The sequence below is a fragment of the Olsenella sp. An290 genome (assembly GCF_002159535.1).
Classification (GTDB): domain Bacteria; phylum Actinomycetota; class Coriobacteriia; order Coriobacteriales; family Atopobiaceae; genus Thermophilibacter.
In genome coordinates this window covers 1-24,184 of sequence record NZ_NFIU01000006.1, presented here as the reverse complement: position 1 = coordinate 24,184, position 24,184 = coordinate 1, and the positions used below count along the sequence as shown (strand labels likewise).

The following is a 24,184-nucleotide window of genomic DNA, read 5'->3' as shown; positions in this document are numbered from 1 at the left end:
GTCGCGCACGTCCCGTTCACGCATACCACCGCATAAGGAGAGGCACCATGCACGACAAGCTCACCAAGATCATCGCCGCCTACGAGGAGCTCGAGAAGAAGCTCATGGACCCGGCCGTGGTCTCCGACCCCAAGGAGTACGCGCGCCTGGCCAAGGAGCACGCCGGCCAGGCCGAGCTCGTGGCGCGCGCCCGCGAGTACCTGGGCGCCCTTGACGACATCGAGGCCGCCAAGGAGATGCTCCACGAGGCGGACGCCGACGAGAAGGCCATGCTCCAGGAGGACATCGCCGCCAACGAGGCCAAGCTGCCGGAGCTCGAGGAGGAGATCAAGTACCTGCTCATCCCCGCCGACCCCAACGACGAGAAGGACACCATCGTGGAGATCCGCGCTGGCGTGGGCGGCGACGAGGCCGCCATCTTCGCGGGCGACCTCTTCAAGATGTACCAGCACTTCTGCGAGGGTCGCGGCTGGAAGCTCGAGGTGCTCTCGTCCAGCCCGAGCGAGGCCGGCGGCTTCAAGACCATCGAGTTCAAGGTCTCCGGCGACAAGGTCTACTCCGTGCTCAAGTACGAGTCCGGCGTCCACCGCGTCCAGCGCGTCCCCAAGACCGAGAGCCAGGGCCGCATCCAGACCTCCACGGCCACCGTGGCGGTCCTGCCCGAGGCCGACGAGATCGACATCCAGATCGACCAGTCCGACCTGCGGATCGACACCTACTGCGCCTCCGGCCCCGGCGGCCAGTGCGTCAACACCACCTACTCCGCGGTGCGCATCACCCACCTGCCCACCAACACCGTGGTGCAGTCGCAGGACCAGCGCTCGCAGATCCAGAACCGCGAGGTCTGCATGCAGATGCTGCGCGCCCGCCTCTACGAGATGGAGCTGGAGCGCCAGCAGGCCGAACAGGGCGCCGAGCGCCTCTCGCAGATCGGCCATGGCAACCGCTCGGAGAAGATCCGCACCTACAACCAGCCGCAGGACCGCGTGACCGACCACCGCATCGGTTTCAACGGCACCTACAACGGGGTGCTTCTCGGCGACGCGCTGCCCTCCGTGATCGAGGCCCTGGCCGCGGCCGAGCGCGCGGAGAAGCTCGCCCAGGCCGTGTGACGGCTGCGCGCCGTGCGGCGCGGGCCGGGTTCCGGGCGGGCCGCGCGCGGACGGTTTTTCTCGCGAGTGCGCGCCGCCGCCCACCAAATAACGCGCAGAATCTGATTTAATGTCATATATCCCCAGTTGGTTTTCCGGGAAAAGTCAGATTATGTGCGTTAACGCGCGCAGGCGGGCGAGAAGAACGCGCACTCGACGCCATTCGCGCCCGGCGGCCCCGCGCCCGTCCCGTACCCCACGCGGCGAAAGGAATCGTCCCGTGACCCAGATCTGGACCATCAAGCGCATCCTTGACTGGACGACCGGCTACCTTGAGCGCAAGGGCGACGAGCACCCGCGCCTTTCCGCCGAGTGGCTGCTCGCCAACGTTTGCGGGCTCTCCCGTGTGGAGCTCTACGTGAACTTTGACAAGCCGCTCGACGCCGCCGAGCTCGCCGCCATGCACGCGGCCATCGAGCGGCGCGCGGCCGGCGAGCCGCTCCAGTACGTGACCGGCGAGATGCCCTTCCGTCACATCGTCTTGCGCTGCGAGCGCGGCGTGCTCATCCCGCGCCCCGAGACGGAGGTCCTGGTGGACGCGGCCCTCGAGGGCGTCGACGCGGCCCTTGCGGCGGCGCGCCCCGCGCCGGCCGAGCAGCCCCCCGCGGCGGCCCCCGACCCCGAGGCCCCCCTCGTCCGCGTCCTCGAGGTCGGCACCGGCACCGGCTGCATTGCGCTCTCGATCGCCTCGGAGCGCCCCGGCACGCACGTCACCGCGACCGACCTCTCCGAGCGCGCGGTCGAGCTCGCCACGCGCAACCGCGAGGCGCTCGGCCTGGAGGGGCGCGTGGACGTCCTGCTCACCGACCTCGTCGCGGACGTGGACCCAAAGCTCATGGGGTCCTTCTCGGTCCTTGTCTCCAACCCGCCCTACATCCCCACGGAGGTCCTGCGCCACGAGGTGCCCTCCGAGGTCGTCGACCACGAGCCCGAGCTCGCGCTCGACGGCGGCGCGGACGGGCTCGACGTGTTCCGCCGCCTGCTCGACGTTGCCCCGCGCGCCCTCGCCCCAGGCGGGATGCTTGCCGTGGAGCTCTTCGAGGGCGCGCTCGACGCCGCCGCCGAGCTCACGCGCGCGCAGGGCGGCTGGGCCACGGTCGAGGTCCGCGAGGACCTCACCCACCGTCCGCGCGTGCTCGTTGCCACAAGGGAGGCCTAGCGCCATGGGAGCCGTTCTCAGCGTTGACCAGATGTCGCCCAGCGAGGAGGTCGTCGCCCGCGCCGCCGAGGTCGCGCGCGCCGGCGGCGTGCTCGTGCTGCCCACCGACTCCGTCTACGGCATCTGCTGCGCGGCGACGCCGGGAAACCCGGCGCACGGGCGCATCTTCGACATCAAGCGCCGCGACCGCGCGCAGACCCTCCCGTGGTTCGTCGCGGACGAGAGGGACCTCGACACGTACGGCCAGGACGTCCCCGACTGGGCCCGGCGCCTCGCGGCGGCCCACTGGCCCGGCGCCCTCACCCTCGTGGTGCGCGCCTCGGAGAAGGTCCCCGCGGAGTACGCCCAGGCCGGCGCGGACGGCCCCACCATCGCCCTGCGCTGCCCGGGCTCCGCGCTCGACCGCGCGCTCGTCCGCGCCGTGGGCGCGCCGCTCGCCCAGACGAGCGCCAATACGCACGGTGCCCCTGCCGCGACCTCGGGGCACGGCGTCGAGCCGGCCATCGTGGCCGCGGCGGACCTCACGCTCGACGGCGGCGCGGCGCCCGTGGGCGTGGCCTCCACGATCGTCGACGCCACGGGGCCCGAGCCCCGCATCCTGCGCCTCGGGGCGCTCGCGGAGGACGAGGTTCTTCTCGCCGCGCGCTGAGCGCCTCCTCGCGGGGGGGCTCGCGCGAGGGCCGGGCCAGGGCGCGCCCTTGACGGGCGCCTCTCCGCACGGGGCCGTCGCGTCGTCGTGGTACTCTGAACGGGATGCACGAACGACCGCCATCTCGACGAAGGGGAGTAGCACACATGCGCATTGCCATCGCGTCAGACCACGCCGGGTTCGTCCAGAAGGCCCCGCTCGCGGACTACCTGCGCGCCCAGGGCCACGAGGTCGAGGACATGGGCCCCGCCACCGACGACCGCTGCGACTACCCCGACTTCGCCGACAAGGTCGCCCGCGCGGTCGCTGCCGGCGCGGCGGACCGCGGCGTCCTCATCTGCGGCACGGGCCTTGGCATCGCCATGGCGGCCGACAAGGTGCCGGGCGTGCGCGCGTGCCCCATCCAGACGGTCGAGTTCGCGCGCCTCTGCCGCGAGCACAATGACGCGAACGTCATCGGGCTCTCCGGCCGCTTCGTCTCGCTCGAGGACAACGAGAAGATCCTCGACGCCTTCCTGTCCACCGACTTCGAGGGCGGCCGTCACACCGGCCGCGTCGAGAAGATCATGCGGGAGGACGACCCGGGGTTCGCGGGCGTTCCTGCCGACTTCGGCCTGTAGCCGCACTCGCGCCCGCCTCGTGTGGGCGCTTTTTGCAAAGGAGGGGTTCCCATGTTCTGCGAGCACCTGAGAGCGTCCGACCCTGAGGTCTTCTCGGCCATCGAGGACGAGGTGCGCCGCCAGCGCGCCTCCATCGAGCTCATCGCGTCCGAGAACTTCGTCTCGCCGGCGGTCATGGAGGCCGTCGGGTCGCCCCTGACCAACAAGTACGCCGAGGGCCTGCCCGGCAAGCGCTACTACGGCGGCTGCTGGGCGGTCGACCGCGCGGAGAACCTCGCGCGAGACCGCGCCTGCCAGCTCTTCGGCGCCGCCTTTGCCAACGTGCAGCCGCACTCGGGCGCGCAGGCCAACTACGCGGCGCTCGCCGCCCTGGCCGCGCCCGGCGACACCATCCTGGGCATGGCGCTCGACAACGGCGGCCACCTCACGCACGGCTCTCCCGCCAACTTCTCGGGCAAGCTCTACCACGTGGTCTCCTACGGGGTGGACCCCCAGACCGAGCGCATCGACTACGACGCCGTGGCGGAGCTCGCCCGCGCGTCGCGCCCGCGCGTCATCATCGCCGGCGCCTCGGCCTACCCGCGCACCATCGACTTCGAGCGCTTCGCCCAGATCGCGCACGAGGTGGGCGCCGCGCTCATGGTGGACATGGCCCACATCGCCGGCCTCGTGGCCACGGGGCGCCACCCCTCGCCGGTCCCGCACGCCGACGTGGTGACCTCGACCACCCACAAGACCCTGCGCGGCCCGCGCGGCGGCCTCATCCTCACGAACAGCCCCGACCTCGCCAAGAGGCTCGACTCCGCCGTCTTCCCGGGGAGCCAGGGTGGCCCCCTCGAGCACGTCATCGCCGGCAAGGCCGTCGCCTTTGGCGAGGCGCTCGCCCCCGAGTTTGCCGCCTATACCGACGCGGTCCTCGCCAACGCGCGCGCCCTCGGGCGCGGCATGGAGTCGCGCGGGCTGCGCCTGGTCTCGGGGGGCACGGACAACCACCTCCTCCTCGTTGACCTCACCCCGGCGGGGGAGGTCACGGGCAAGGACGCCGAGCGGCTGCTCGACGAGGTCGGCATCACCGTGAACAAGAACACCATCCCCGGCGAGCGGCGCTCGCCCTTCGTCACGAGCGGCATCCGCGTCGGCTCGGCCGCCGTTACCACGCGCGGCTTCTCCGAGCAGGAGTGCGAGCGCGTGGGCCAGCTCATCGGCGAGGTCATCGCGGGACATGCCCGCGACGGCCTCATGGACCGCACCCAGCTCGAGGTGCGCGAGCTGCTCGCCTCCCATCCCCTCTACCCCGACCTCCGCTGACCGTGGAAAGGGGACAGGCACTTTTCCACGCGTGGAAAAGGGACAGGCACTTTTCCACATTGACGCCCAACTGACGCACAGGAAGGAAGCCCCATGGCAGAAGAGTTCGACCCCGCGCGCTTTACGGTCATCGACCACCCGCTCGTGCAGCACAAGCTCTCGATTCTGCGCGACAAGAACACCCCCACCAAGCAGTTCCGCGAGCTCGTGAACGAGCTCGCCATCTTCGAGGGCTACGAGGCCATGCGCGACTTCGCGCTCGAGGACGTCGAGGTGGAGACCCCGCTCGAGACCACCACGTGCCGGCGCCTCTCCGGCAAGAAGGTCGCCATCATCCCGATCCTGCGCGCGGGCCTGGGCATGGTCGACGGCATCCTCCAGCTCGTCCCCTCGGCGCGCGTGGGCCACGTGGGCATGTACCGCGACCCCGAGACCCACGTGCCGCATCAGTACTACTGCAAGTTCCCGGCCGACATCGAGAACCGCACCTGCCTCGTGGTCGACCCCATGCTCGCCACGGGCGGGTCGCTCACGGCGGCCATCCAGTTCCTGCGCGAGGCCGGCGTCCGCGACATCCGCTGCCTCACGCTCGTCTCCGCCCCCGAGGGCGTGCGCGCCACGCTGGACTTCGACCCGGACGTGCGCCTCTACACGTGCGCCCTCGACCGCCAGCTCAACGACCACGCCTACATCCTGCCGGGGCTCGGCGACGCGGGCGACCGCATCTACGGCACCAAGTAGCGGTCCTTCTCGCGCCGCCTCGTCAGGGCCCGTTCCGATTTGTGGTGATTTGGTGCCACCGGATGGGGCCGGACGGCGGGCGGGGCGGGCCGGAAAGTGCACGCGCGGCGGCTGGGCGCGGGGCTCTCTGGGCCTCGCGCCCGCTTGCCGCGCGCGCGGGGGATGGGGTCTGCCTCCATGGCGAGGGGCGCGCCGCGGCCGCCGGTGCGGCAGGACGATGGGTGGCCGGATGCCTGCGCCCGGGCCCAGACGATTAACGCGCAAAATCTGACAAACGCGAAAAACTCACCTGCGGATATATGACATGAAAGCAAATTCTGCACGTTGACTGCCGAGAAGAACCCGGCGGCCCGAGGCCCCTCCGCACACGGCTGCCCCGCCGCCCGTCCCGCCCGTCGCCGCGTCCGACCGTTCCACCGACCGTCCCGCCGGCCGCCGCGCCCGGGCCCCTCTCGCGGCGGAATGTGTCGAATCGGGGGCGGCTGGCAGTCAGCTTGACCATTTTCGCGGGCGCGCTAGACTTCGAGTGTCCTTATTTCGCTCGGACGGGAGGCGTCGCGCTTGGAACCTCAGGTCGCCGTTGTCTCCGGCGCGCTCTTTGGCCTTCTGGGCTGCGTTGCGCCGGCCGTCCTGTTCGAGCGGGCTCTGAGGGGAAAGGCCAAGGTCTCCATGACCGCCGGTCTCGCGGCGGTGGGCGCGTCGTTTCTCACGCTCACCGTCGTTCTGCTCGTGGTGTACCTTGCCGCGGACACCGGCTTTCTGGAGTTCGGATGTTCGATGATCGCCGCATTCCTGCTCCTGTGGGCGGTTGAGGCGATACGGGCCTGGAGGGCGGCCAACGGCCGCCCACGGGTTTGAGGGGAGAGATGAACGTGGGCAACCCGCTGGACAGCCTGGGCGAAGAGGTCAACGAGCTCGTTGGGAGCTTCAAGTCCCAGGCGATCTTCGGCAGCCTTGACGCCGCCGGATTCACGCAGTACTCGTTCTGGTTCGCCGTGGCCGTCGTCTTGATGCTGATTCTGCTCTTCGCCTTCAAGAAGCGCCAGGCAACCGGCCTCGTCCCCAAGGGCGTCTTCGTGAACGGCATGGAGTACCTCGTGGAGTTTGTCCGCGACGACATGTGCAAGGGCCTGCTCGGCGAGTCCTGGAAGCGCCACTTCCCGTTCATCGCGTCGATCTTCCTCGTGGTGCTTGCCAACAACATCGTGGGCATCATCCCGGGCTGCAAGCCGGGCACCGGCACCATCTCCACCACGGCGGCGCTCGCCGTGTGCTCCTTCGTCTACTTCATCGTCTGCGGCGTGAAGAAGCACGGCGCCCTCGGCTACGCCAAGAGCCTCGCCCCGGCCGGGGTCGCCTTCCCGCTCAACGCCCTCGTGTGGCTCATCGAGGTCTTCTCCACGATCCTTCGCCTCATCACGCTGGCCGTGCGACTCTTCTGCAACCTCTTCGCCGGCCACGTCGTCATGGGCACCTTCGCGATCCTGGCCTCCCTCTTCTTCGAGCCGATGATCCAGGCCTTCTCTGCGGCCACGGCCCTTCAGGCCGGCGCCTCGGTCCTTTGGGTGGGTATCCTGCTCGTCATATACGTGGTGGAGATCATGGTCGCCGCCATCCAGGCGTACGTCTTCGCGCTCCTCTCCGCGGTCTACATCCAAATCGCCGAGTCCGACGAGGAGTAGGCGGCGGGGCCGCGCGCAGCAATCGGCAACTCGCGGGCTCGCCCGCAGTGCATAGTAGGTTCGGTTTGAACTCGCCCCGCGCAACAGGAACCAGGGGCGGATGTCAAAGGAGGAACAGTGGGAGCTCTCGGTGTCGTTGGTTATGGTCTCGGCGTTATCGGCGCGGGCATTGGCATCGGCCTTGCCGCCAGCGGTGTCGCTCAGGGCATGGCTCGCCAGCCTGAGGTCCAGGGCCGCCTCTTCACGGTCTTCATCCTGGGCTCGGCATTCGTCGAGGCACTCGCCCTCATCGGCTTCGTCGTCAGCCTCATCGTCAAGTAGGGGCTGTCGGACGAGCGAGTTGGAGGCACGCATGAAGAACACAGCTAACAAGGCCGCCCTGTGCGCGACCGCCGCGGGCCTGGCGCTCACGCTCACGGCGATGCCGACCGTGGCGCTGGCCGAGGAGTCGGCGGTGGGGGCGGACATCTTGATCCCCAAGCCCGCCGAGTTCATCCCGGCGCTCATCGCCTTCCTGATCATCTGGGCCGTTCTCGCCAAGCTTGTGTGGCCGCAGGTCCTTCAGATGATGGAGAAGCGCCAGGAGAAGATCCAGTCCGACCTCGACGCCGCCGAGCGCTCGAAGGTCGAGGCCGCCGACCAGGCCCGCGCCTATGACGCCAAGATCGTCGAGGCGCACCGGGAGGCCGAGGCCATCGTCGCCAAGGCCAAGAAGGAGGCCGAGGAGGAGCGCTCGCGCATCCTCGCCAAGGCGCAGCGCGAGGCGGCCGACGTCATCGCCAAGGCGCATGGCGCGGTTGACTCCGAGCGCCACAAGGCCATGATCGAGCTCTCGGGCTCCGTCGTGGACCTCTCCGTTGAGATCGCGAGCAAGATCATCGGCAACGACCTCTCCGTGGAGGAGCAGCGCCGCCTTGCCGAGAAGTACCTTGCGGAAGTGGGCACCTCCGATGGCAACTAAGCGCGGCAACGCCGATAAGATCGAGGCCTACACCCGGGCCCTCATGGAGGCCGCCCGCTCGGAGGGTCGCGCCAACGCCGACCTCGTCCAGTGGCAGCACGCCCGGAAGTTCTCCCCCGAGGTGCTCGAGACCATCGCCGCGATGCAGCGCGAGGACGACCTCGACCTCATCTCCGAGGTGGCCAAGCACTACAAGGAGCTGCTCGACGCCCAGGACACGACGGTCTCGGTGACCGTCACCACGGCCGTCCCCATGGACGACGCCCTGCGCGCCAAGGTCCGCGAGAAGGCCGAGCGCGACCTCAACGCACCCGTCTACCTCGTTGAGCGCGTTGACCCCGCCATCATCGGCGGCATCATGCTCGAGGTGCGCGGCAAGCGCTACGACGCCTCGGTCCGCGCGCAGCTCGCCAACATTCGAAAGACGCTTTCCTCTTCGTTCATGGGAGGTGAGGATAAGTGACGGACAGCATTAGCTCCAAGAAGATCATGGATACGCTCCGCGAGGAGCTTGCCGCCATCAGCGCCACGGTCGACCGCCAGGAGGCCTCGGTCGTGACCGAGGTGGGCGACGGCATCGCCCACGTCTCCGGCCTCAAGACCGCCATGGCCGGCGAGCTCCTTCAGTTCACGAGCTCTCTCACCGGGCGCGACGTCTACGGCCTCGCACAGAACCTCGACCGCGACGAGGTGGGCGCGGTTCTGTTCGGCGACGTCGAGGACATCAAGGAGGGCGACGAGTGCCGCACCACCGGCCGCGTCATGGACATCCCGGTCGGTCACGCCATGCTCGGCCGCGTGGTGAACCCCCTCGGCCAGCCGATCGACGGCCTGGGCCCCATCAGCACCACGCACCGTCGCCCCATCGAGTTCAAGGCCCCCGGCATCATGGAGCGCCAGCCGGTGTGCGAGCCCGTCCAGACGGGTCTTCTCGCCGTCGACGCGATGGTGCCCATCGGCCGCGGCCAGCGCGAGCTCATCATCGGCGACCGCAAGACCGGCAAGACGGCCATCGCCATCGACGCCATCGTCAACCAGCGCACCACGGACATGATCTGCATCTACGTGGCCATCGGCCAGAAGGCCTCGACGGTCGCCGGCATCCGCGAGTCCCTCTCGCAGCGCGGCGTTCTCGACAAGACGGTCATCGTGGCCGCCACGGCCGCCGACTCCGCCCCGATGCAGTACATCGCCCCGATGGCCGGCGCCGCGATCGGCGAGTACTTCATGTACAACGACGAGCACGGCAACCCCGCGGACGCCGAGCACCCCGGCGGCCACGTCCTGGTGGTCTACGACGACCTCTCCAAGCAGGCGGTGGCCTATCGTCAGATGTCGCTGACGCTGCACCGTCCGCCCGGACGCGAGGCCTACCCCGGTGACATCTTCTACCTGCACTCGCGCCTGCTCGAGCGCGCCTGCAAGCTCTCCGACGCCAACGGCGGCGGCTCGCTCACGGCGCTCCCGATCATCGAGACGCAGGAGGGCGACGTCTCCGCCTACATCCCCACCAACGTGATCTCCATCACGGACGGGCAGATCTACCTGCAGTCCAACCTCTTCTTCCAGGGCCAGCGCCCGGCTGTCGACGTGGGCATCTCGGTGTCGCGCGTCGGTGGCGACGCCCAGGTCAAGGCCATGAAGCAGGTCGTGGGCACGCTGCGCCTAGATCTTGCCGCCTACCGCGAGAAGCAGGCCTTCTCGCAGTTTGGCTCCGACCTTGACGCCACGACGCAGTACCAGCTCAACCACGGCGCCCACATGATGGAGCTCCTCAAGCAGCAGCGCTACTCGGCGCTCGACGTGCGCGACCAGATCATCGCGATCTTTGCCGCCAAGGAGGACTTCCTCGACGACGTCGACCTTGTCAACGTGGGCCTGTTCCGCGACGGCCTCGTCCGCTACATGGCCGAGCGCCACCCGCGCCTGCGCGACTCGCTGCTCAAGGGCAAGATCGACGACGACCAGCAGGCCCGCCTGCGCGTCCACATCGCGCACTTCAAGGATGCCTTCCTCAAGGAGCACCCCAACAAGAAGCGCGCCGAGGACGTCGAGAAGAACGCGGAGCCGACGGTCGACCACGCCGGCGACCCCACGCTCGGCCGGGGGTAGCGCGCGATGGCTAACCTGCGCGAGATACAGCGGCGGCGCACGTCAATCCAGAGCACCATGCAGATCACGCGCACGATGGAGATGATCTCCACCGCGCGGATCCGCAAGGCGCTCGCCCGCGCCGAGGAGGCGGAGCCCTACAAGGACGCCATCACCCGCATGCTCGCCAACGTGGCCGCGGCCGGGTTCGACTCGTCGCAGCCGCTGCTGGCCAGGCACGCCGAGGAGCGGCACGTGCTGTTCATCCTCATCGCGTCCGACCGCGGGCTTGCGGGCGGCTTCAACATCGTCCTGCAGCGCGCGGTCGAGCACGAGATGGCGGCGCTTCGCGCCCGGGGGGTTACCTCGTCGGTCATCACCTGTGGCCGCAAGCCCACGGAGTACTTCACCTATCGCAAGGTCGCCCCGGTGATGTCCTTTGTCGGGATTTCCTCCGAGCCCACGATGGACCAGGCGGACCGCATCGCCTCCTACGTCATGGACGGCTATGCGTCCGGTGCCATCGACCGCGTGGTGATCTACTACTGGCACGCCAAGAACCGCGTCGAGCAGACCCAGGTCGTCGAGCAGCTGCTCCCCATCACCAAAGAGCAGCTCATGATGCCCAACAAGCCGCGCGAGCGCGAGGCGCTCTCCGCGGTGAGCGCCCACGCCCACACGGACTTCTCCTTCGACCCCTCGGCCGAGGAGGTCCTGGGGCACCTGATGCCGGCCTACTTCAGGACGGTCATCTTCCATGCCCTGCTCGACTCCGCGGCCGCCGAGCACGGCGCGCGCCGCCGCGCCATGCAGTCCGCGACCGACAACGCCAAGGAGGTGCTGGACGCTCTCGCCCGCACCTACAACCGGGAGCGCCAAGGCTCCATCACCACCGAGCTCAACGAGATCATCGGCGGCGCGTCCGCATTGGAGGACTACTGATGTCAGAGAAGAACACCGAGCCGCGCACCGCGCTCGAGGAGGCGGCCTACAGCAAGCTCAACCGCACCGTCGGCGTGGGCACGGTCGTGCGCATCGTCGGCCCGGTCGTCGACGTGCAGTTCGAGGGGCAGGTGCCGAGCGTCTACACCGCCCTTACCGTCGAGGGCGACACCCCCGTCGGGCACGTGAGCACGGTCCTCGAGGTCGAGTCGCAGCTTCCGGGCGGCGTCGTCCGCACGGTGGCCATGTCCTCGACCGACGGCCTCACCCGCGGCCTCAAGGTGCGCGACACCGGCCATCCCATGATGATGCCCGTCGGCCCCTCCACGCTCGGCCGCGTGTGGAACGTCATGGGCCAGCCGGTCGACGGCAAGGGCACGCCCGACGACGTGCAGTACTACCCGATCCACCACCCCGCGCCCGCCTTTGACGAGCTCACCACCCAGACCGAGATCTTCGAGACGGGCATCAAGGCGATCGACCTTCTCGAGCCCTACGTCCGCGGCGGCAAGACGGGCCTCTTTGGCGGCGCGGGCGTCGGCAAGACGGTCCTCATCCAGGAGCTCATCAACAACCTCGCGCAGCAGCACGGCGGCACCTCGGTCTTCACGGGCGTCGGCGAGCGCACCCGCGAGGGAACCGACCTCTACCTCGAGATGAGCGAGTCGGGCGTCATCGAGAAGACCTGCCTGGTATACGGCCAGATGAACGAGCCGCCAGGAGCCCGCATGCGCGTGGCGCTCGCCGGCCTCACCACTGCGGAGTACTTCCGCGACCAGGGCCAGGACGTGCTCCTGTTCATCGACAACATCTTCCGCTTCTCGCAGGCGGGATCTGAGGTCTCGGCCCTTCTCGGCCGCATGCCGTCGGCCGTCGGCTACCAGCCCACGCTGGCAACCGAGATGGGCGAGCTCCAGGAGCGCATCACCTCCACCAAGGAGGGCTCGATCACCTCGGTCCAGGCCGTCTACGTCCCCGCCGACGACCTCACCGACCCGGCCCCGGCCACCACGTTCACGCACCTCGACGCCACCACGGTCCTCTCGCGCGCGATCACGGACCTGGGCATCTACCCGGCCGTCGACCCGCTGGCGAGCTCGAGCTCCGCGCTCGACCCCTCGGTCGTGGGCGAGGAGCACTACCGCGTGGCCATGGCGGTCCAGGAGACGCTCCAGGAGTACTCCGACCTCCAGGACATCATCGCCATTCTCGGCATGGACGAGCTCTCCGAGGAGCAGCAGAACGTGGTCTCGCGCGCCCGCAAGATCCAGCAGTTCCTCTCCCAGTCCTTCCACGTGGCCGAGAAGTTCACCGGCAACCCCGGCACGTACGTGACCGTCGAGGACACGGTGCGCAGCTTTGCCGAGATCGTCGACGGCAAGTGCGACGACCTGCCCGAGCAGGCCTTCCGCTTTGCCGGCACGATCGACGACGTGCGCCGCCGCGCCGCCGCCCTGTCCGACGGCGCCAAGGGCTAGGGCGCGCCATGGCCGAGCTCAACTGCCAGTTCGTGCGCCCGGACCGGCTCCTCTTCGAGGGGCCGGTCGCCAACCTCGTGCTCATCACGTACGCGGGCGAGCTCGGGGTCTGGCCGGGCCATGCCGCCGAGATCGTCGCCCTGGGCGACGGCGTGGTGCGCATCAGGCGCCGGCCCGAGGACGGCGGCGGCGAGTACGACGTCGTCGTGTCCGGTGGCTACGCGGAGATCGAGAGCGACGAGGTCATCATCCTCGCAGACCACGCCCGCCGCGCGGACGACATCGACCCAGACGTCGTCCGTGAGACGCGTGACCTGTCGATTGACCAGCTCGAGGGTCTGGATGCGGGCGACCACCGGCGGGCGTATTATGAGAGCAAGATCAGGTGGTGTAACCTTCTGCTCAAGCAGGCATCAAAAGACGCGCGCGCAACCGCACAGTAGCGCGCCCAAGGTGACGGCCCCGCCCCTGGCGGGGCCGTCGCGAGCACACACGGAGGCTGCATGGACGTCATTCAGGTAGAGGGCGGGCACACCGTCACGGGCGAGGTGCGCGTCGAGGGCGCCAAGAACTCCGCGCTCAAGCTCATGGCCGCCACGATCATGGCGCCGGGCGTGAACACGCTCACCAACGTCCCCAACATCGCCGACGTCCACGTCATGGGCAAGGTTCTCAAGAACATCGGCGCCCGGATCGAGGTCGTGAACGAGCACGAGCTCAAGATCGACACCTCGGACGTGGACTCGTGGGAGACGCCCTACCACCTCGTCGCGCAGATGCGCGCCTCCACCGCCGTCCTTGGCCCCCTGCTCTCGCGCTTCGGGAAGGCCGTCGTGGCCATGCCGGGCGGCTGCAACATCGGCGCCCGCAAGATCGACATGCACATCCTGGGCCTCGAGGCCCTGGGCGTCGAGTTCAAGGTCGACCACGGCAACATCTACGCAAGCGCCCCCAACGGCCTGGTCGGCGCAACGGTGACCCTCTCCTTTGCGAGCGTGGGCGCCACGGAGAACCTCATGATGGCCTCCGTCTTTGCCAAGGGCACCACGATCATCGACAACGCGGCCCGCGAGCCCGAGATCGTCGACCTCGCCCTCATGCTCAACGCCATGGGCGCCAAGATCTCCGGCGCGGGCTCGCCCGTGGTCGAGATCGAGGGCGTCTCCGAGCTTAGGCCCGTGACCCACAAGGTGGTGGGGGACCGCATCGAGGCGGGCACCTTCCTCGCCATCGGCGCCCTCACGGGCGACCCGGTCACCGTCACCGGGTTCGATCCCAAGCACCTGGGCCTCGTCCTCAAGAAGTTCGAGCAGATGGGCGCCTCGGTGGAGCTGGGCGAGCGTCGCTGCACCGTGTGGCGCGAGCGTCCGCTTGCCCCCACCGACATCCAGACCCTGCCGTTCCCCGGCTTTCCCACGGACATGCAGGCCCAGACCATGTGCCTGCTCGCCCTGGCCGAGGGCAGCTGCATCATCACCGAGAACGTCTTCGAGAACCGCTTCATGTTCGCGAGCGAGCTCTCCCGCATGGGCGCCAACATCGTGATCGAGGGGCACCACGCCATCGTCCACGGCGTCAAGGGCTTCTCCGGCACCCAGGTCAAGTCTCCCGACCTGCGCGGCGGCGCGGCCCTCGTGATGGCCGGCCTCGTCGCGGACGGCACCACGACGGTCTCCGACATCCATCACATCGACCGCGGCTACGAGGGCTTCGTCGAGAAGCTCGTCTCGCTCGGCGCGCACGCCGCAAGGACGAGCATTCCCGACGACGTCGACCTCTCGTAGCCGGCTGACGCAAGGAGGACACCCATGCACGGCTCCGGCTCTCAGGAGGGCCATGCCCTCACCAGGGCGGGGGAGGACTATCTCGAGTCCATCTACCGCCTCTCCCTTAAGGACTCCCAGGGGGACGGCTCGGTTCGCTCCGTCGACGTTGCCGACCAGCTCGGCGTCTCCAAGGCGAGCGTCAACAAGGCCCTCTCCATGCTCAAGGAGACGGGCATGGTCGAGCAGAACCGCTACGGGCGCGTCACCCTCACCGAGGAGGGGCGGGGCTACGCCGCCCTCGTGTGGCGTTCCCACCGGGCGCTGCGCACCTTCCTCGAGTCGAGCCTCGGCGTGAGCCCCGAGGTCGCCGACGAGGAGGCCTGCCTCATGGAGCACGTCCTCTCCGACGACACCATGGAGCGCCTCATCGCCTACCTCGAGCGTCAGGGCCTCTCTGTCCCCGACGCGTGAGGTCCCCGCGCCGCGACCCAATGTGTGTGCCCTGTGATGGCGCGCCCCCCGTGCTGCGGAGGGCGCGCCTTTGCGTCCGCTTACAGAGAAAGGCGTATGCTCCCGCGAGCATTGGGGGTATGTTTCTAGTGCCGCCGGATGTCAGGCCGGCGGCCCGTGAGAGACAACCTCGAAGGGACAATCATGAAGGCAATCATTCCCGCCGCCGGGCTCGGCACCCGCTTCCTCCCCGCGACGAAGTGCACCCCCAAGGAGCTCCTTCCCGTCATTGACAAGCCGGTCATCCAGTACGTCGTCGAGGAGGCGCTCGAGCCGGAGGGCGTCGACGGCGTCGTGATCGTCAACTCGCACGAGAAGCCGCAGATCGAGGCGTACTTCTCCGTCGACCACGCCTTCGAGTCGATGCTGCGCAAGCGCGGCAAGACCGCCGAGGCGGCGCGCGTGCACGAGGCGTCGACGCTGCCGGTCTCCTTCGTCTACCAGGACGAGGCCCGCGGCCTGGGGCACGCGGTCCTGCAGGCCGCCGACGAGATCGGCCGCGAGCCCTTCCTCGTTCTTCTCGGCGACTACTTCGTGCCGGGCCGCCAGATGTGCGTCCGCATGGCCGAGGTCTCGCGCGAGTACGGCGGCGCGTCGGTCATCGCCGTGGCCCCCGTGCCGGCCGACCAGGTGAGCCGCTACGGCATCATCGCGGGCGAGTGCGTGGGCTGCCTTCCCGGCACCGACGCCGCCGGCGAGGAGGAGGGCGCCATCTGGAAGGTCACGGGCCTCGTCGAGAAGCCCCGTCCCGAGTACGCCCCCTCGCACCTGTTCATCGTGGGCCGCTACCTGCTCTCCCCGCGCATCATGGAGCTCCTGGCCACCCAGGGCCCCGGCGCCGGCAACGAGATCCAGCTGACCGACGCCATGGAGCGCCTGCTCGCCGAGGAGGAGATGTACGCGCTCGTCGTCGACCCGTCCGAGGGCTGCGACACGGGCACCCCCGCCGCCTGGGCGGCCACGAACGCCCGCATGGCGCTCGAGGACCCCGTGCAGCTCGCCGCCTTCAGGGAGGCGCTTGGAGAGAAGGGCGCGGAGCTCGTTGGATAGGCGCGCAGAGATCATCCGGTTTGGCGCCGACGGCTGGCACGCCCGCTTCGACGACGACTTTACCGAGAAGAACGTGACAAGGGTCGCGGACGCCCTCGGCCTCGTGTGGGCAAACGCCACTCCCGGGGCGACGGTCTACGTTGGCTTTGACACGCGCCATGACGCGCGGCGGCTCGCTGCCGCGGCGGCGGGCGTGCTCGCCTCCTATGGCCTGAGGGCCCGCGTCTCCGAGGCGCCGTGCCCCACGCCTGCGCTCGCGTGGTCGTGCGCGCGCGACGAGGCCGCCGTCGGCGCGGTCATGCTCACGGCAAGCGAGCGCTCCTGCGAGTATGGCGGCATCCTCGTGCGCGGCGGCGACGGGGGCCCGGTCTCCCGCTCGTTTCTCGACGAGGTCGAGCAGGCCATCTCGCTCGAGCCCACCGCCGAGGGCGGCCCCTTCGAGGAGTGCGACCTCACGAGCTCCTACCTCACCTCGCTGCACGGCCTCGTGAGGCGCGACGCCATTGCGGCCGCGCGCCCCAAGGTCGTGGTCGACCCGATGTTCGGCGCCTCGACGGGGCTCCTCTCGCAGCTGCTCTCCGACCTGGGCTGCGACGTCGTGGAGATCCACGTGGAGCGGCGTGAGGATTTCGGCGGCATTCACCCCGAGCCGGCCGACCCCTGGGCCGACGCCTGCGAGCAGGCCGTCGTGGCGCATGGCGCCGCGCTTGGTGTCTTGCTTGACGGCGACGGCGACCGCGCCGCCGTCGTCGACGAGCGCGGCGCGATCCTTCCCGCGCGCGTGCTCGTGCCGCTTCTGCTGGGCTGGCTCGTCGAGGGGCATGGCGCGCGCGGCCGCGTGGTCACCACGCTCACGTGCTCGGCGACCATCGGGCACCAGGCCGAGCGCCTTGGCTGCGAGACGACCAGCGTCCCCGTGGGCTTCTCCCGCATATATAGAGAGACGCTCGAGAAGGACGTGGTCATGGGCGTCGAGGAGTACGGCGGCGTCTGCATCCCCGGGCACCTGAGGGAGCGCGACGGCCTGCTCGTCTGCCTGCTCGCCGTGGAGATGCTCGCGTGCTCTGGAAAGACGATGTCGCAGATGGCGGCCGAGCTCGAGGCCAAGATCGGCGCCACGTGCTACGCCCGCCGGGACCTTCGGCTTGACCCCGCGGTGAGCCAGGCGCTCCGCAACGTCCTTCCCGGCCTCAACCCCGGCGAGCTTGCGGGGAGGGCGCCCGTCGAGGTCTCCCACGCAGATGGCCTGAGGGCCCAGTTCGAGGACGACTCCTGGGTGCTCATCCGCCCCTCGCGCACGAGCTCCGTCGTGAGGGTCTATGCGGAGGCGCCCTCCGCCCCGCAGCGTGACGCCCTGCTCGAGGCCGCCTGCGACCTCGTGCGAGAGGGCCTCTGACCGCGGCACCATGAGCTTTGGGGCGGGGTCGGCCGGCTTTGTGAACGCCGGCGTCTATCACATGACCCGTGCCACGGACGAGGGCACCGGGACGGTCCAGCTCTGTCACATCTTTCGGCCAAGCCTGCTTGAGGACGTGGGCGGGCGGATTGCCGAGCGCTGCGTACGTCCGCTCGTCGAGGCCCGCGGGGTCGAACTGCTCTCTTGGGACGCCGGTTCGCCGCAGGACGCGTGGGCTCTCGACCTCTTTAGGGAGTCGTTCGAACTGCGTTCCGCGGACGGCGCCACCTACGAGATGCGCCTCTGCGCGCTGATCTCAGAAATCTGGGCGCTTGCCTTCGAGAAGGCGCGGCCGCTCATGGGCGACGGCCCTGCCGCGCACCCGACCCATCGTGACCTTCGCTTTGAGAAGACGCGCGACTTTGTTCACGAGCATTACGCCGAGGCGATCGGGGTTGCCGACATTGCCGCGGCGGGCTGTACGAGCACGCGCGACTGCTTCCGCTCGTTTAAAGACTACGTTGGCATGGGGCCCGCCCAATACGTTCGCGAGTAGCGAGTGAGACAGTCGTGCAGGCTGCTCGCCCACACGTCCAGGACTGTCGAGTCGGTCGCACTGTCCTGTGGGTTCTCGTCTGCCGCGTAGTTCTCTCAGACGTTCAGGACGATCATGGGCAGCGCGCCGTCCGCCTACCGTGCGAAGTGGCGCGAATCCGACACCTAGTGGCACGAACAAATATGGAGTAGGGGCGGGGCTCCCCTCAGACTTGCCGTAAGGCAAGGCCAACGAGAGGAGCGGACATGACTGGGTTCAAGCACGTGATCTTTGACGTTGACGGGACGCTGGCGGATACGGAGGACATCTCCCAGCGGGCCCTGCAGGACCTTCTCTTTGAGCGGACCGGAGGGGAGGAAGATCTTGCGGACCTCGCGTTCACGCGGGGTATTCCGGGAGACAAGGCCCTCGCGCAGCCGGGGATCTTCGATGAAGGGGCCCTTGCCAGGTGGGACGAGCTCGCTCGTGAGCACGCTGACGAGGTCAGGCTCTTCTATGGAGTTCGCGAGATGCTCGAGGGGCTGCAGGAGAGCGGCAAGGCGATGGGGGTCGTCTCGTCTCGCAGGCATGACGAGTACGAGGCGGTGATAACCCCGCTCGGAATCGACGGGTATTTCGAGAGCATGGTTCTCGCCGACGATACGGAGCGACACAAGCCGGAGCCAGATCCGCTGCTCGAGTACCTGAGGCGTACCGGCGCGAGGCCGGAGGAAACGATTTACGTGGGAGATACAGCCCATGACTCGCAGGCGGCACGTGCAGCGGGCATCTCGTTCGTGTTTGCGGGATGGGGGGCGGTGTCATACGTCGATCAGGCAAGCTACTGGGTCCACGCGCCCTCCGAAGTCCTGCTCATCGCCAAGTATGCCCTCTAGTTCGGCGGTGAGGGGACGGAGGCAGCGGCGAGAGATGAGGCGGAGAAAGACTAGTTGTGTAGGAAATGTGTGCGCCCCGATTCCCGCCCCCGGCGGGGGCCGGGGCGCGTATAGTTAATCCCCGCGCAGCGCCGCCGGCGAGGAGCCGGGGCCGCGCGGCGAACCTTGAAAACCGGATACTGCGATCGAAGAGATCGACGAGACAGACTAGCGAAATTCGAATTTCTGAACCACGTTCAGAGACGTCAATTTCAGCGAATCCGAGATCAGCGGGATCTATGGACGGGACGGACCGACCAAATCAGACGAAGCCGGCTCACGCCGGTCGCATTTGAACGGAGAGTTCGATCCTGGCTCAGGATGAACGCTGGCGGCGCGCCTAACACATGCAAGTCGAACGGTTAAAGCACCCTCGGGTGTGCATAAAGTGGCGAACGGCTGAGTAACACGTGGGCAACCTGCCCCTCGCACCGGGACAGCCTCGGGAAACCGTGGATAATACCGGATACTCCGCAGCCCCCGCATGGGGGAGGCGGGAAAGCCCTGGCGGCGAGGGATGGGCCCGCGGCCTGTTAGCTAGTTGGTGGGGCAACGGCCCACCAAGGCGATTATGGGTAGCTGGGTTGAGAGACCGACCAGCCAGATTGGGACTGAGACACGGCCCAGACTCCTACGGGAGGCAGCAGTGGGGAATCTTGCGCAATGGGCGAAAGCCTGACGCAGCGACGCCGCGTGCGGGACGAAGGCCTTCGGGTCGTAAACCGCTTTCAGCAGGGACGAGGCCGCGAGGTGACGGTACCTGCAGAAGAAGCCCCGGCTAACTACGTGCCAGCAGCCGCGGTAATACGTAGGGGGCGAGCGTTATCCGGATTCATTGGGCGTAAAGCGCTCGTAGGCGGTCCGTTAGGTCGGGAGTCAAATCCGGGGGCTCAACCCCCGCCCGCTCCCGATACCGGCGGACTTGAGTTTGGTAGGGGAAGGCGGAATTCCAAGTGTAGCGGTGGAATGCGCAGATATTTGGAAGAACACCGGTGGCGAAGGCGGCCTTCTGGGCCACAACTGACGCTGAGGAGCGAAAGCTAGGGGAGCGAACAGGATTAGATACCCTGGTAGTCCTAGCCGTAAACGATGGACACTAGGTGTGGGGGGAGACTCCCTCCGTGCCGCAGCTAACGCATTAAGTGTCCCGCCTGGGGAGTACGGCCGCAAGGCTAAAACTCAAAGGAATTGACGGGGGCCCGCACAAGCAGCGGAGCATGTGGCTTAATTCGAAGCAACGCGAAGAACCTTACCAGGGCTTGACATCTGGGTGAAGCGGCGGAAACGCCGTGGCCGAGAGGAGCCCAGACAGGTGGTGCATGGCTGTCGTCAGCTCGTGTCGTGAGATGTTGGGTTAAGTCCCGCAACGAGCGCAACCCTCGTCGCATGTTGCCAGCGGTCCGGCCGGGCACCCATGCGAGACCGCCGGCGTCAAGCCGGAGGAAGGTGGGGACGACGTCAAGTCATCATGCCCCTTATGCCCTGGGCTGCACACGTGCTACAATGGCCGGCACAATGGGCTGCCAGGCGGCGACGCCGAGCGAATCCCCAAAGCCGGCCCCAGTTCGGATTGGAGGCTGCAACCCGCCTCCATGAAGTCGGAGTTGCTAGTAATCGCGGATCAGCACGCCGCGGTGAATGCGTTCCCGGGCCTTGTACACACCGCCCGTCACACCACCCGAGTCGATTGCACCCGAAGTCGTCGGCCCAACCTCGTGAGGGAGGCGCCGAAGGTGTGGTTGGTAAGGGGGGTGAAGTCGTAACAAGGTAGCCGTACCGGAAGGTGCGGCTGGATCACCTCCTTTCTAGGGAGAATCACCTCTGCTAGAGAAGACGAGAAGACGGACGCCCCGTCCGTTCCGCTGATGTCCCGTCGCGCCCCCCGGGGCGCGCAGTGTCCGGTCTCGAGGGCTCGCCCTCGCCGTACCTTGAGAGCTGCATAGCGTGACGAAAGATTTTCCTCAAAGAAGATCGCATCTCGCGCCCCCCCGAGGGGCGCGCATGACAGTATGTTCGATTCCATCGAATCCGAAAGAGAAGATGGTAAGGGCAAACGGTGGATGCCTTGGCACAGGAAGCCGACGAAGGACGCGACAAGCTGCGATAAGCCGCGGTTAGGGGCACATGCCCGCTCGACCCGCGGATCTCCGAATGGGAAAACCCGGCGGGGGTCATTCCCCGCCACGCCCGGCTGAACACATAGGCCGGGACGAGGCAACCGGGGGAACTGAAACATCTAAGTACCCCGAGGAAGAGAAATCAATCGAGATTCCCCTAGTAGTGGCGAGCGAACGGGGACCTAGGACAAACCGGAGGCCGCGCAAGCGCCGCCGGGGTTGTAGGGCCAAGCACTGCGCAGTTACAAAACCTCGAGGAAGCGGAACGGCATGGGAAGGCCGGCGGTACAGGGTTAGAGCCCCGTACGCGAATCCGCGAGGACTGCCGCTTGGTTCCTGAGTACCGCCGGACACGTGAAACCCGGTGGGAAGCAGGGGGGTCCACCCTCCAATCCTAAATACTCTCCTGTGACCGATAGTGGACCAGTACCGTGAGGGAAAGGTGAAAAGCACCCCGGGAGGGGAGTGAAATAGTACCTGAAACCGTTTGCCTACAAGCAGTCGGAGCACCTTCTAGGTGTGACGGCGTGCCTTTTGTAGAATGAGCCAGCGAGTTACGGTGCGTGGCGAGGTTAAGCCACGAAGCGAGCCGCAGCGAAAGCGAGTCCGAAACGGGCGAGCAGTCGCGCGCCGTAGACGCGAAGCCGGGTGAGCTATCCATGGGCAGGCTGAAGCGGGGGTAAGACCCCGTGGAGGGCCGAACCCACCTAGGTTGAAAACTGGGGGGATGACCTGTGGATAGGAGTGAAAGGCCTATCAAACCCGGAGATATCTCGTTCTCCCCGAAATAGCTTTAGGGCTAGCCTCGGACGTTTACCTGCGGGGGTAGAGCACTGAACGGACGCGGGGGCCTCACCGCCTACCAACTCCGATCAAACTCCGAATACCGCCGGTCCAGAGTCCGGGAGTCAGAACATGTGGGCTAAGCTGTGTGTTCGAAAGGGAAACAGCCCAGACCGCCCGCTAAGGCCCCCAAGTCCATGCTAAGTGGCAAAGGATGTGCGTCTGCCCAGACAACCAGGATGTTGGCTTAGAAGCAGCCACCCATTTAAAGAGTGCGTAATAGCTCACTGGTCGAGTGGACATGCGCCGACAATATACGGGGCTAAGCATGGCGCCGAAGCGGCGGACTAGTTTCAACTAGTGGTAGGGGAGCTTTCCGTCCGGGGCGAAGCCGCGGGGCGACCCGCGGTGGACCGGCCGGAAGTGAGAATGCTGGCATGAGTAACGAGAGCGGCGTGGAAAACGCCGCCGCCGTAAACCCAAGGTTTCCTGGGCGAGGCTAATCCTCCCAGGGTCAGTCGGGAGCTAAGGCGAGGCCGGAAGGCGTAGCCGATGCACAGCAGGTCGACATTCCTGCACCCCCGAACGGGCGCTATCACCGATGGGGCGACGGAGAAGGGTAGCTGGACGGGGTTCTGGACGTCCCCGCGATGGCACGTAGGCCGAGGGGTAGTGAAACGCGCCCCTCGCGACGGCTGAGGTGCCGGACGAAGCGACTGAGCGAAGCCAGTGAGCCCATGCTTCCAAGAAAACCCCCTAGGGAGCCCGCAGGGGCCCGTACCGCAAACCGACACAGGTGGGTGGGTAGAGCATACCAAGGCGATCGGGAGAACCATGGTTAAGGAACTCGGCAAAATCGCCCCGTAACTTCGGGAGAAGGGGCGCCGCCTCGGGTGGAGGGACTCGCTCCCCGAGCCCAGGGCGGCCACAGCAAATGGGCCCAAGCGACTGTTTATCAAAAACACAGGACTCTGCTGAAGTCGTAAGACGACGTATAGGGTCTGACGCCTGCCCGGTGCCGGAAGGTCACGAGGAGCCGTCAGCGCGAGCGAAGCGGCGAATCCAAGCCCCGGTAAACGGCGGCCGTAACTATAACGGTCCTAAGGTAGCGAAATTCCTTGTCGGGTAAGTTCCGACCTGCACGAAAGGCGTAACGATTTGGGCGCTGTCTCAACCATGGACCCGGTGAAATTGCACTAGTCGTGAAGATGCGACTTACCCGCGGAAGGACGGAAAGACCCCGTGAACCTTTACTGCAGCTTGACATTGGCTGCCGGTTCGTCGTGTAGAGGATAGGTGGGAGACGCTGAACCAGGGACGCCAGTCTCTGGGGAGTCGCCCTTGGAATACCACCCTCGACGTTCTGGCATCCTAACCCGCGACCGTCACCCGGCGTGGGGACCGTGTCAGGTGGGTAGTTTGACTGGGGCGGTCGCCTCCTAAAGAGTAACGGAGGCGCACGTAAGGTCTGCTCAGGACGGTCGGCAACCGTCCCTTTGAGTGCAAGAGCATAAGCAGGCTTGACTGCGAGACGGACAGGTCGAGCAGATGGGAAACCAGGTTCTAGTGATCCGGCGGCTCAGCGTGGTATGGCCGTCGCTCAACGGATAAAAGGTACTCCGGGGATAACAGGCTGATCTTCCCCAAGAGTCCACATCGACGGGAAGGTTTGGCACCTCGATGTCGGCTCATCGCATCCTGGGGCTGGAGCAGGTCCCAAGGGTATGGCTGTTCGCCATTTAAAGCGGTACGCGAGCTGGGTTCAGAACGTCGTGAGACAGTTCGGTCCCTATCCTCCGTGGGCGTAGGAGAACTGAGGGAGGCTGCCCCTAGTACGAGAGGACCGGGGTGGACGGACCTCCGGTGTACGGGTTGTCGACCAACGGCACTGCCCGGTAGCTGAGTCCGGTTCGGATAACCGCTGAAAGCATCTAAGCGGGAAGCCAGTCCCGAGATGAGTTCTCCCTTCGGTAAGGCCACTCGTAGACTACGAGTTCGATAGGCCGCAGGTGTAAGCCCCGCGAGGGGTTGAGCCGAGCGGTACTAATCGGCCGAGCTCTTCTCTTCGTTTCCTGTCAGGCGGTCGTCTGCGGGGAGCCTTCGTCGCGCTGTGCGGCCCCCAGGGCACGGCGGGAGCCCGCCCCTGACAGCAGAATGCCCCTTGTTGGTCAGCGACCATGGCAGGGGAGGCACACCCGGTCCCATTCCGAACCCGGAAGTTAAGCCCCCGAGCGCCGATGGTACTGCGGAGTCAGTCCGTGGGAGAGCAGGACGTCGCTGACCAACAAGGGGCATTTTCCTGTGGCGGGG

Annotated in this window: 21 protein-coding genes and 3 rRNA genes; all 24 read left to right on the top strand. The window is 67.4% G+C overall.

The window, feature by feature from the left end; genetic code table 11:
- The first annotated feature begins 47 nt into the window (after positions 1–47).
- Complete coding sequence (gene prfA / locus B5F84_RS05065; protein ID WP_087321521.1) at positions 48–1,112, top strand: peptide chain release factor 1; 1,065 nt, start codon at positions 48–50, stop codon at positions 1,110–1,112.
- Between the two features lie 259 nt (positions 1,113–1,371).
- Entirely contained in the window at positions 1,372–2,310 is a 939-nt protein-coding gene (prmC, locus tag B5F84_RS09625; protein WP_239378255.1) for a peptide chain release factor N(5)-glutamine methyltransferase, read from the top strand.
- A 4-nt stretch (positions 2,311–2,314) separates the two neighbouring features.
- Positions 2,315–2,959 carry an L-threonylcarbamoyladenylate synthase gene (locus B5F84_RS09620; protein WP_204205506.1) on the top strand — a complete coding sequence of 215 codons (645 nt, stop codon included), beginning with the start codon at positions 2,315–2,317 and terminating at the stop codon, positions 2,957–2,959.
- 146 nt (positions 2,960–3,105) lie between these two features.
- Complete coding sequence (gene rpiB / locus B5F84_RS05055; RefSeq protein ID WP_087321519.1) at positions 3,106–3,579, top strand: ribose 5-phosphate isomerase B; 474 nt, start codon at positions 3,106–3,108, stop codon at positions 3,577–3,579.
- A gap of 51 nt (positions 3,580–3,630) precedes the next feature.
- Entirely contained in the window at positions 3,631–4,887 is a 1,257-nt protein-coding gene (gene glyA, locus B5F84_RS05050; protein WP_087321517.1) for a serine hydroxymethyltransferase, read from the top strand.
- Positions 4,888–4,980: 93 nt separating this feature from the next.
- A complete protein-coding gene (gene upp / locus B5F84_RS05045) occupies positions 4,981–5,628 on the top strand; it encodes a uracil phosphoribosyltransferase (protein WP_087321516.1) in 648 nt (215 codons plus the stop codon).
- Between the two features lie 561 nt (positions 5,629–6,189).
- Complete coding sequence (locus B5F84_RS05040; RefSeq protein WP_087321514.1) at positions 6,190–6,486, top strand: hypothetical protein; 297 nt, start codon at positions 6,190–6,192, stop codon at positions 6,484–6,486.
- 8 nt (positions 6,487–6,494) lie between these two features.
- Positions 6,495–7,310 carry a F0F1 ATP synthase subunit A gene (gene atpB, locus B5F84_RS05035; RefSeq protein WP_087321512.1) on the top strand — a complete coding sequence of 272 codons (816 nt, stop codon included), beginning with the start codon at positions 6,495–6,497 and terminating at the stop codon, positions 7,308–7,310.
- Positions 7,311–7,427: 117 nt separating this feature from the next.
- The gene (gene atpE / locus B5F84_RS05030) at positions 7,428–7,631 is read left to right on the top strand and encodes an ATP synthase F0 subunit C (RefSeq protein ID WP_075278954.1); all 204 of its coding nucleotides are present in this window, start codon (positions 7,428–7,430) and stop codon (positions 7,629–7,631) included.
- Positions 7,632–7,662: 31 nt separating this feature from the next.
- Complete coding sequence (atpF, locus tag B5F84_RS05025) at positions 7,663–8,271, top strand: F0F1 ATP synthase subunit B (RefSeq protein WP_087321510.1); 609 nt, start codon at positions 7,663–7,665, stop codon at positions 8,269–8,271.
- Complete coding sequence (locus tag B5F84_RS05020; protein ID WP_087321508.1) at positions 8,261–8,734, top strand: F0F1 ATP synthase subunit delta; 474 nt, start codon at positions 8,261–8,263, stop codon at positions 8,732–8,734. Before atpF ends, B5F84_RS05020 begins: the two co-directional genes overlap by 11 nt.
- Complete coding sequence (gene atpA / locus B5F84_RS05015) at positions 8,731–10,383, top strand: F0F1 ATP synthase subunit alpha (protein ID WP_087321506.1); 1,653 nt, start codon at positions 8,731–8,733, stop codon at positions 10,381–10,383. Before B5F84_RS05020 ends, atpA begins: the two co-directional genes overlap by 4 nt.
- Positions 10,384–10,389: 6 nt before the next feature.
- On the top strand, positions 10,390–11,304 hold the full coding sequence (gene atpG, locus B5F84_RS05010; RefSeq protein ID WP_087321505.1) for an ATP synthase F1 subunit gamma: 915 nt from the start codon (positions 10,390–10,392) through the stop codon (positions 11,302–11,304).
- Positions 11,304–12,782, top strand: coding sequence for a F0F1 ATP synthase subunit beta (gene atpD, locus B5F84_RS05005; RefSeq protein ID WP_087321503.1), 1,479 nt, complete (start codon positions 11,304–11,306; stop codon positions 12,780–12,782). The genes atpG and atpD overlap by 1 nt, the downstream gene beginning before the upstream one ends.
- Positions 12,783–12,790: 8 nt before the next feature.
- On the top strand, positions 12,791–13,225 hold the full coding sequence (gene atpC / locus B5F84_RS05000) for an ATP synthase F1 subunit epsilon (RefSeq protein WP_087321501.1): 435 nt from the start codon (positions 12,791–12,793) through the stop codon (positions 13,223–13,225).
- 60 nt (positions 13,226–13,285) lie between these two features.
- Positions 13,286–14,566, top strand: a complete 1,281-nt coding sequence (murA, locus tag B5F84_RS04995) for a UDP-N-acetylglucosamine 1-carboxyvinyltransferase (RefSeq protein ID WP_087321499.1) — start codon at positions 13,286–13,288, stop codon at positions 14,564–14,566.
- Positions 14,567–14,590: 24 nt separating this feature from the next.
- Positions 14,591–15,019, top strand: a complete 429-nt coding sequence (locus tag B5F84_RS04990; RefSeq protein WP_087321497.1) for a metal-dependent transcriptional regulator — start codon at positions 14,591–14,593, stop codon at positions 15,017–15,019.
- A 183-nt stretch (positions 15,020–15,202) separates the two neighbouring features.
- Positions 15,203–16,108: a UTP--glucose-1-phosphate uridylyltransferase gene (locus tag B5F84_RS04985; RefSeq protein WP_087321495.1), complete on the top strand. Its 906-nt coding sequence runs from the start codon at positions 15,203–15,205 to the stop codon at positions 16,106–16,108.
- Entirely contained in the window at positions 16,101–17,504 is a 1,404-nt protein-coding gene (locus tag B5F84_RS04980) for a phosphoglucomutase (RefSeq protein WP_087321493.1), read from the top strand. The genes B5F84_RS04985 and B5F84_RS04980 overlap by 8 nt, the downstream gene beginning before the upstream one ends.
- A gap of 10 nt (positions 17,505–17,514) precedes the next feature.
- Positions 17,515–18,060: an AraC family transcriptional regulator gene (locus B5F84_RS04975; protein WP_087321491.1), complete on the top strand. Its 546-nt coding sequence runs from the start codon at positions 17,515–17,517 to the stop codon at positions 18,058–18,060.
- 245 nt (positions 18,061–18,305) lie between these two features.
- Positions 18,306–18,935 carry an HAD family hydrolase gene (locus tag B5F84_RS04970; protein WP_087321489.1) on the top strand — a complete coding sequence of 210 codons (630 nt, stop codon included), beginning with the start codon at positions 18,306–18,308 and terminating at the stop codon, positions 18,933–18,935.
- 332 nt (positions 18,936–19,267) lie between these two features.
- A 16S ribosomal RNA gene (locus B5F84_RS04965) occupies positions 19,268–20,779 on the top strand.
- 228 nt (positions 20,780–21,007) lie between these two features.
- A 23S ribosomal RNA gene (locus tag B5F84_RS04960) occupies positions 21,008–23,941 on the top strand.
- A gap of 100 nt (positions 23,942–24,041) precedes the next feature.
- Positions 24,042–24,157, top strand: a 5S ribosomal RNA gene (gene rrf / locus B5F84_RS04955).
- Together the 16S, 23S and 5S rRNA genes form the textbook arrangement of a ribosomal RNA operon.
- Positions 24,158–24,184 lie beyond the last annotated feature (27 nt).

Excerpts from the sequence above, each read along its gene's own strand:
- prfA (WP_087321521.1), top strand. The coding sequence starts at position 48 with ATGCACGACAAGCTCACCAAGATCATCGCCGCCTACGAGGAGCTCGAG.
- B5F84_RS09620 (WP_204205506.1), top strand. The coding sequence starts at position 2,315 with ATGGGAGCCGTTCTCAGCGTTGACCAGATGTCGCCCAGCGAGGAGGTC.
- rpiB (WP_087321519.1), top strand. The coding sequence starts at position 3,106 with ATGCGCATTGCCATCGCGTCAGACCACGCCGGGTTCGTCCAGAAGGCC.
- glyA (WP_087321517.1), top strand. The coding sequence starts at position 3,631 with ATGTTCTGCGAGCACCTGAGAGCGTCCGACCCTGAGGTCTTCTCGGCC.
- upp (WP_087321516.1), top strand. The coding sequence starts at position 4,981 with ATGGCAGAAGAGTTCGACCCCGCGCGCTTTACGGTCATCGACCACCCG.
- atpB (WP_087321512.1), top strand. The coding sequence starts at position 6,495 with ATGAACGTGGGCAACCCGCTGGACAGCCTGGGCGAAGAGGTCAACGAG.
- atpF (WP_087321510.1), top strand. The coding sequence starts at position 7,663 with ATGAAGAACACAGCTAACAAGGCCGCCCTGTGCGCGACCGCCGCGGGC.
- B5F84_RS05020 (WP_087321508.1), top strand. The coding sequence starts at position 8,261 with ATGGCAACTAAGCGCGGCAACGCCGATAAGATCGAGGCCTACACCCGG.
- atpG (WP_087321505.1), top strand. The coding sequence starts at position 10,390 with ATGGCTAACCTGCGCGAGATACAGCGGCGGCGCACGTCAATCCAGAGC.
- atpD (WP_087321503.1), top strand. The coding sequence starts at position 11,304 with ATGTCAGAGAAGAACACCGAGCCGCGCACCGCGCTCGAGGAGGCGGCC.
- atpC (WP_087321501.1), top strand. The coding sequence starts at position 12,791 with ATGGCCGAGCTCAACTGCCAGTTCGTGCGCCCGGACCGGCTCCTCTTC.
- murA (WP_087321499.1), top strand. The coding sequence starts at position 13,286 with ATGGACGTCATTCAGGTAGAGGGCGGGCACACCGTCACGGGCGAGGTG.
- B5F84_RS04990 (WP_087321497.1), top strand. The coding sequence starts at position 14,591 with ATGCACGGCTCCGGCTCTCAGGAGGGCCATGCCCTCACCAGGGCGGGG.
- B5F84_RS04985 (WP_087321495.1), top strand. The coding sequence starts at position 15,203 with ATGAAGGCAATCATTCCCGCCGCCGGGCTCGGCACCCGCTTCCTCCCC.
- B5F84_RS04975 (WP_087321491.1), top strand. The coding sequence starts at position 17,515 with ATGAGCTTTGGGGCGGGGTCGGCCGGCTTTGTGAACGCCGGCGTCTAT.
- B5F84_RS04970 (WP_087321489.1), top strand. The coding sequence starts at position 18,306 with ATGACTGGGTTCAAGCACGTGATCTTTGACGTTGACGGGACGCTGGCG.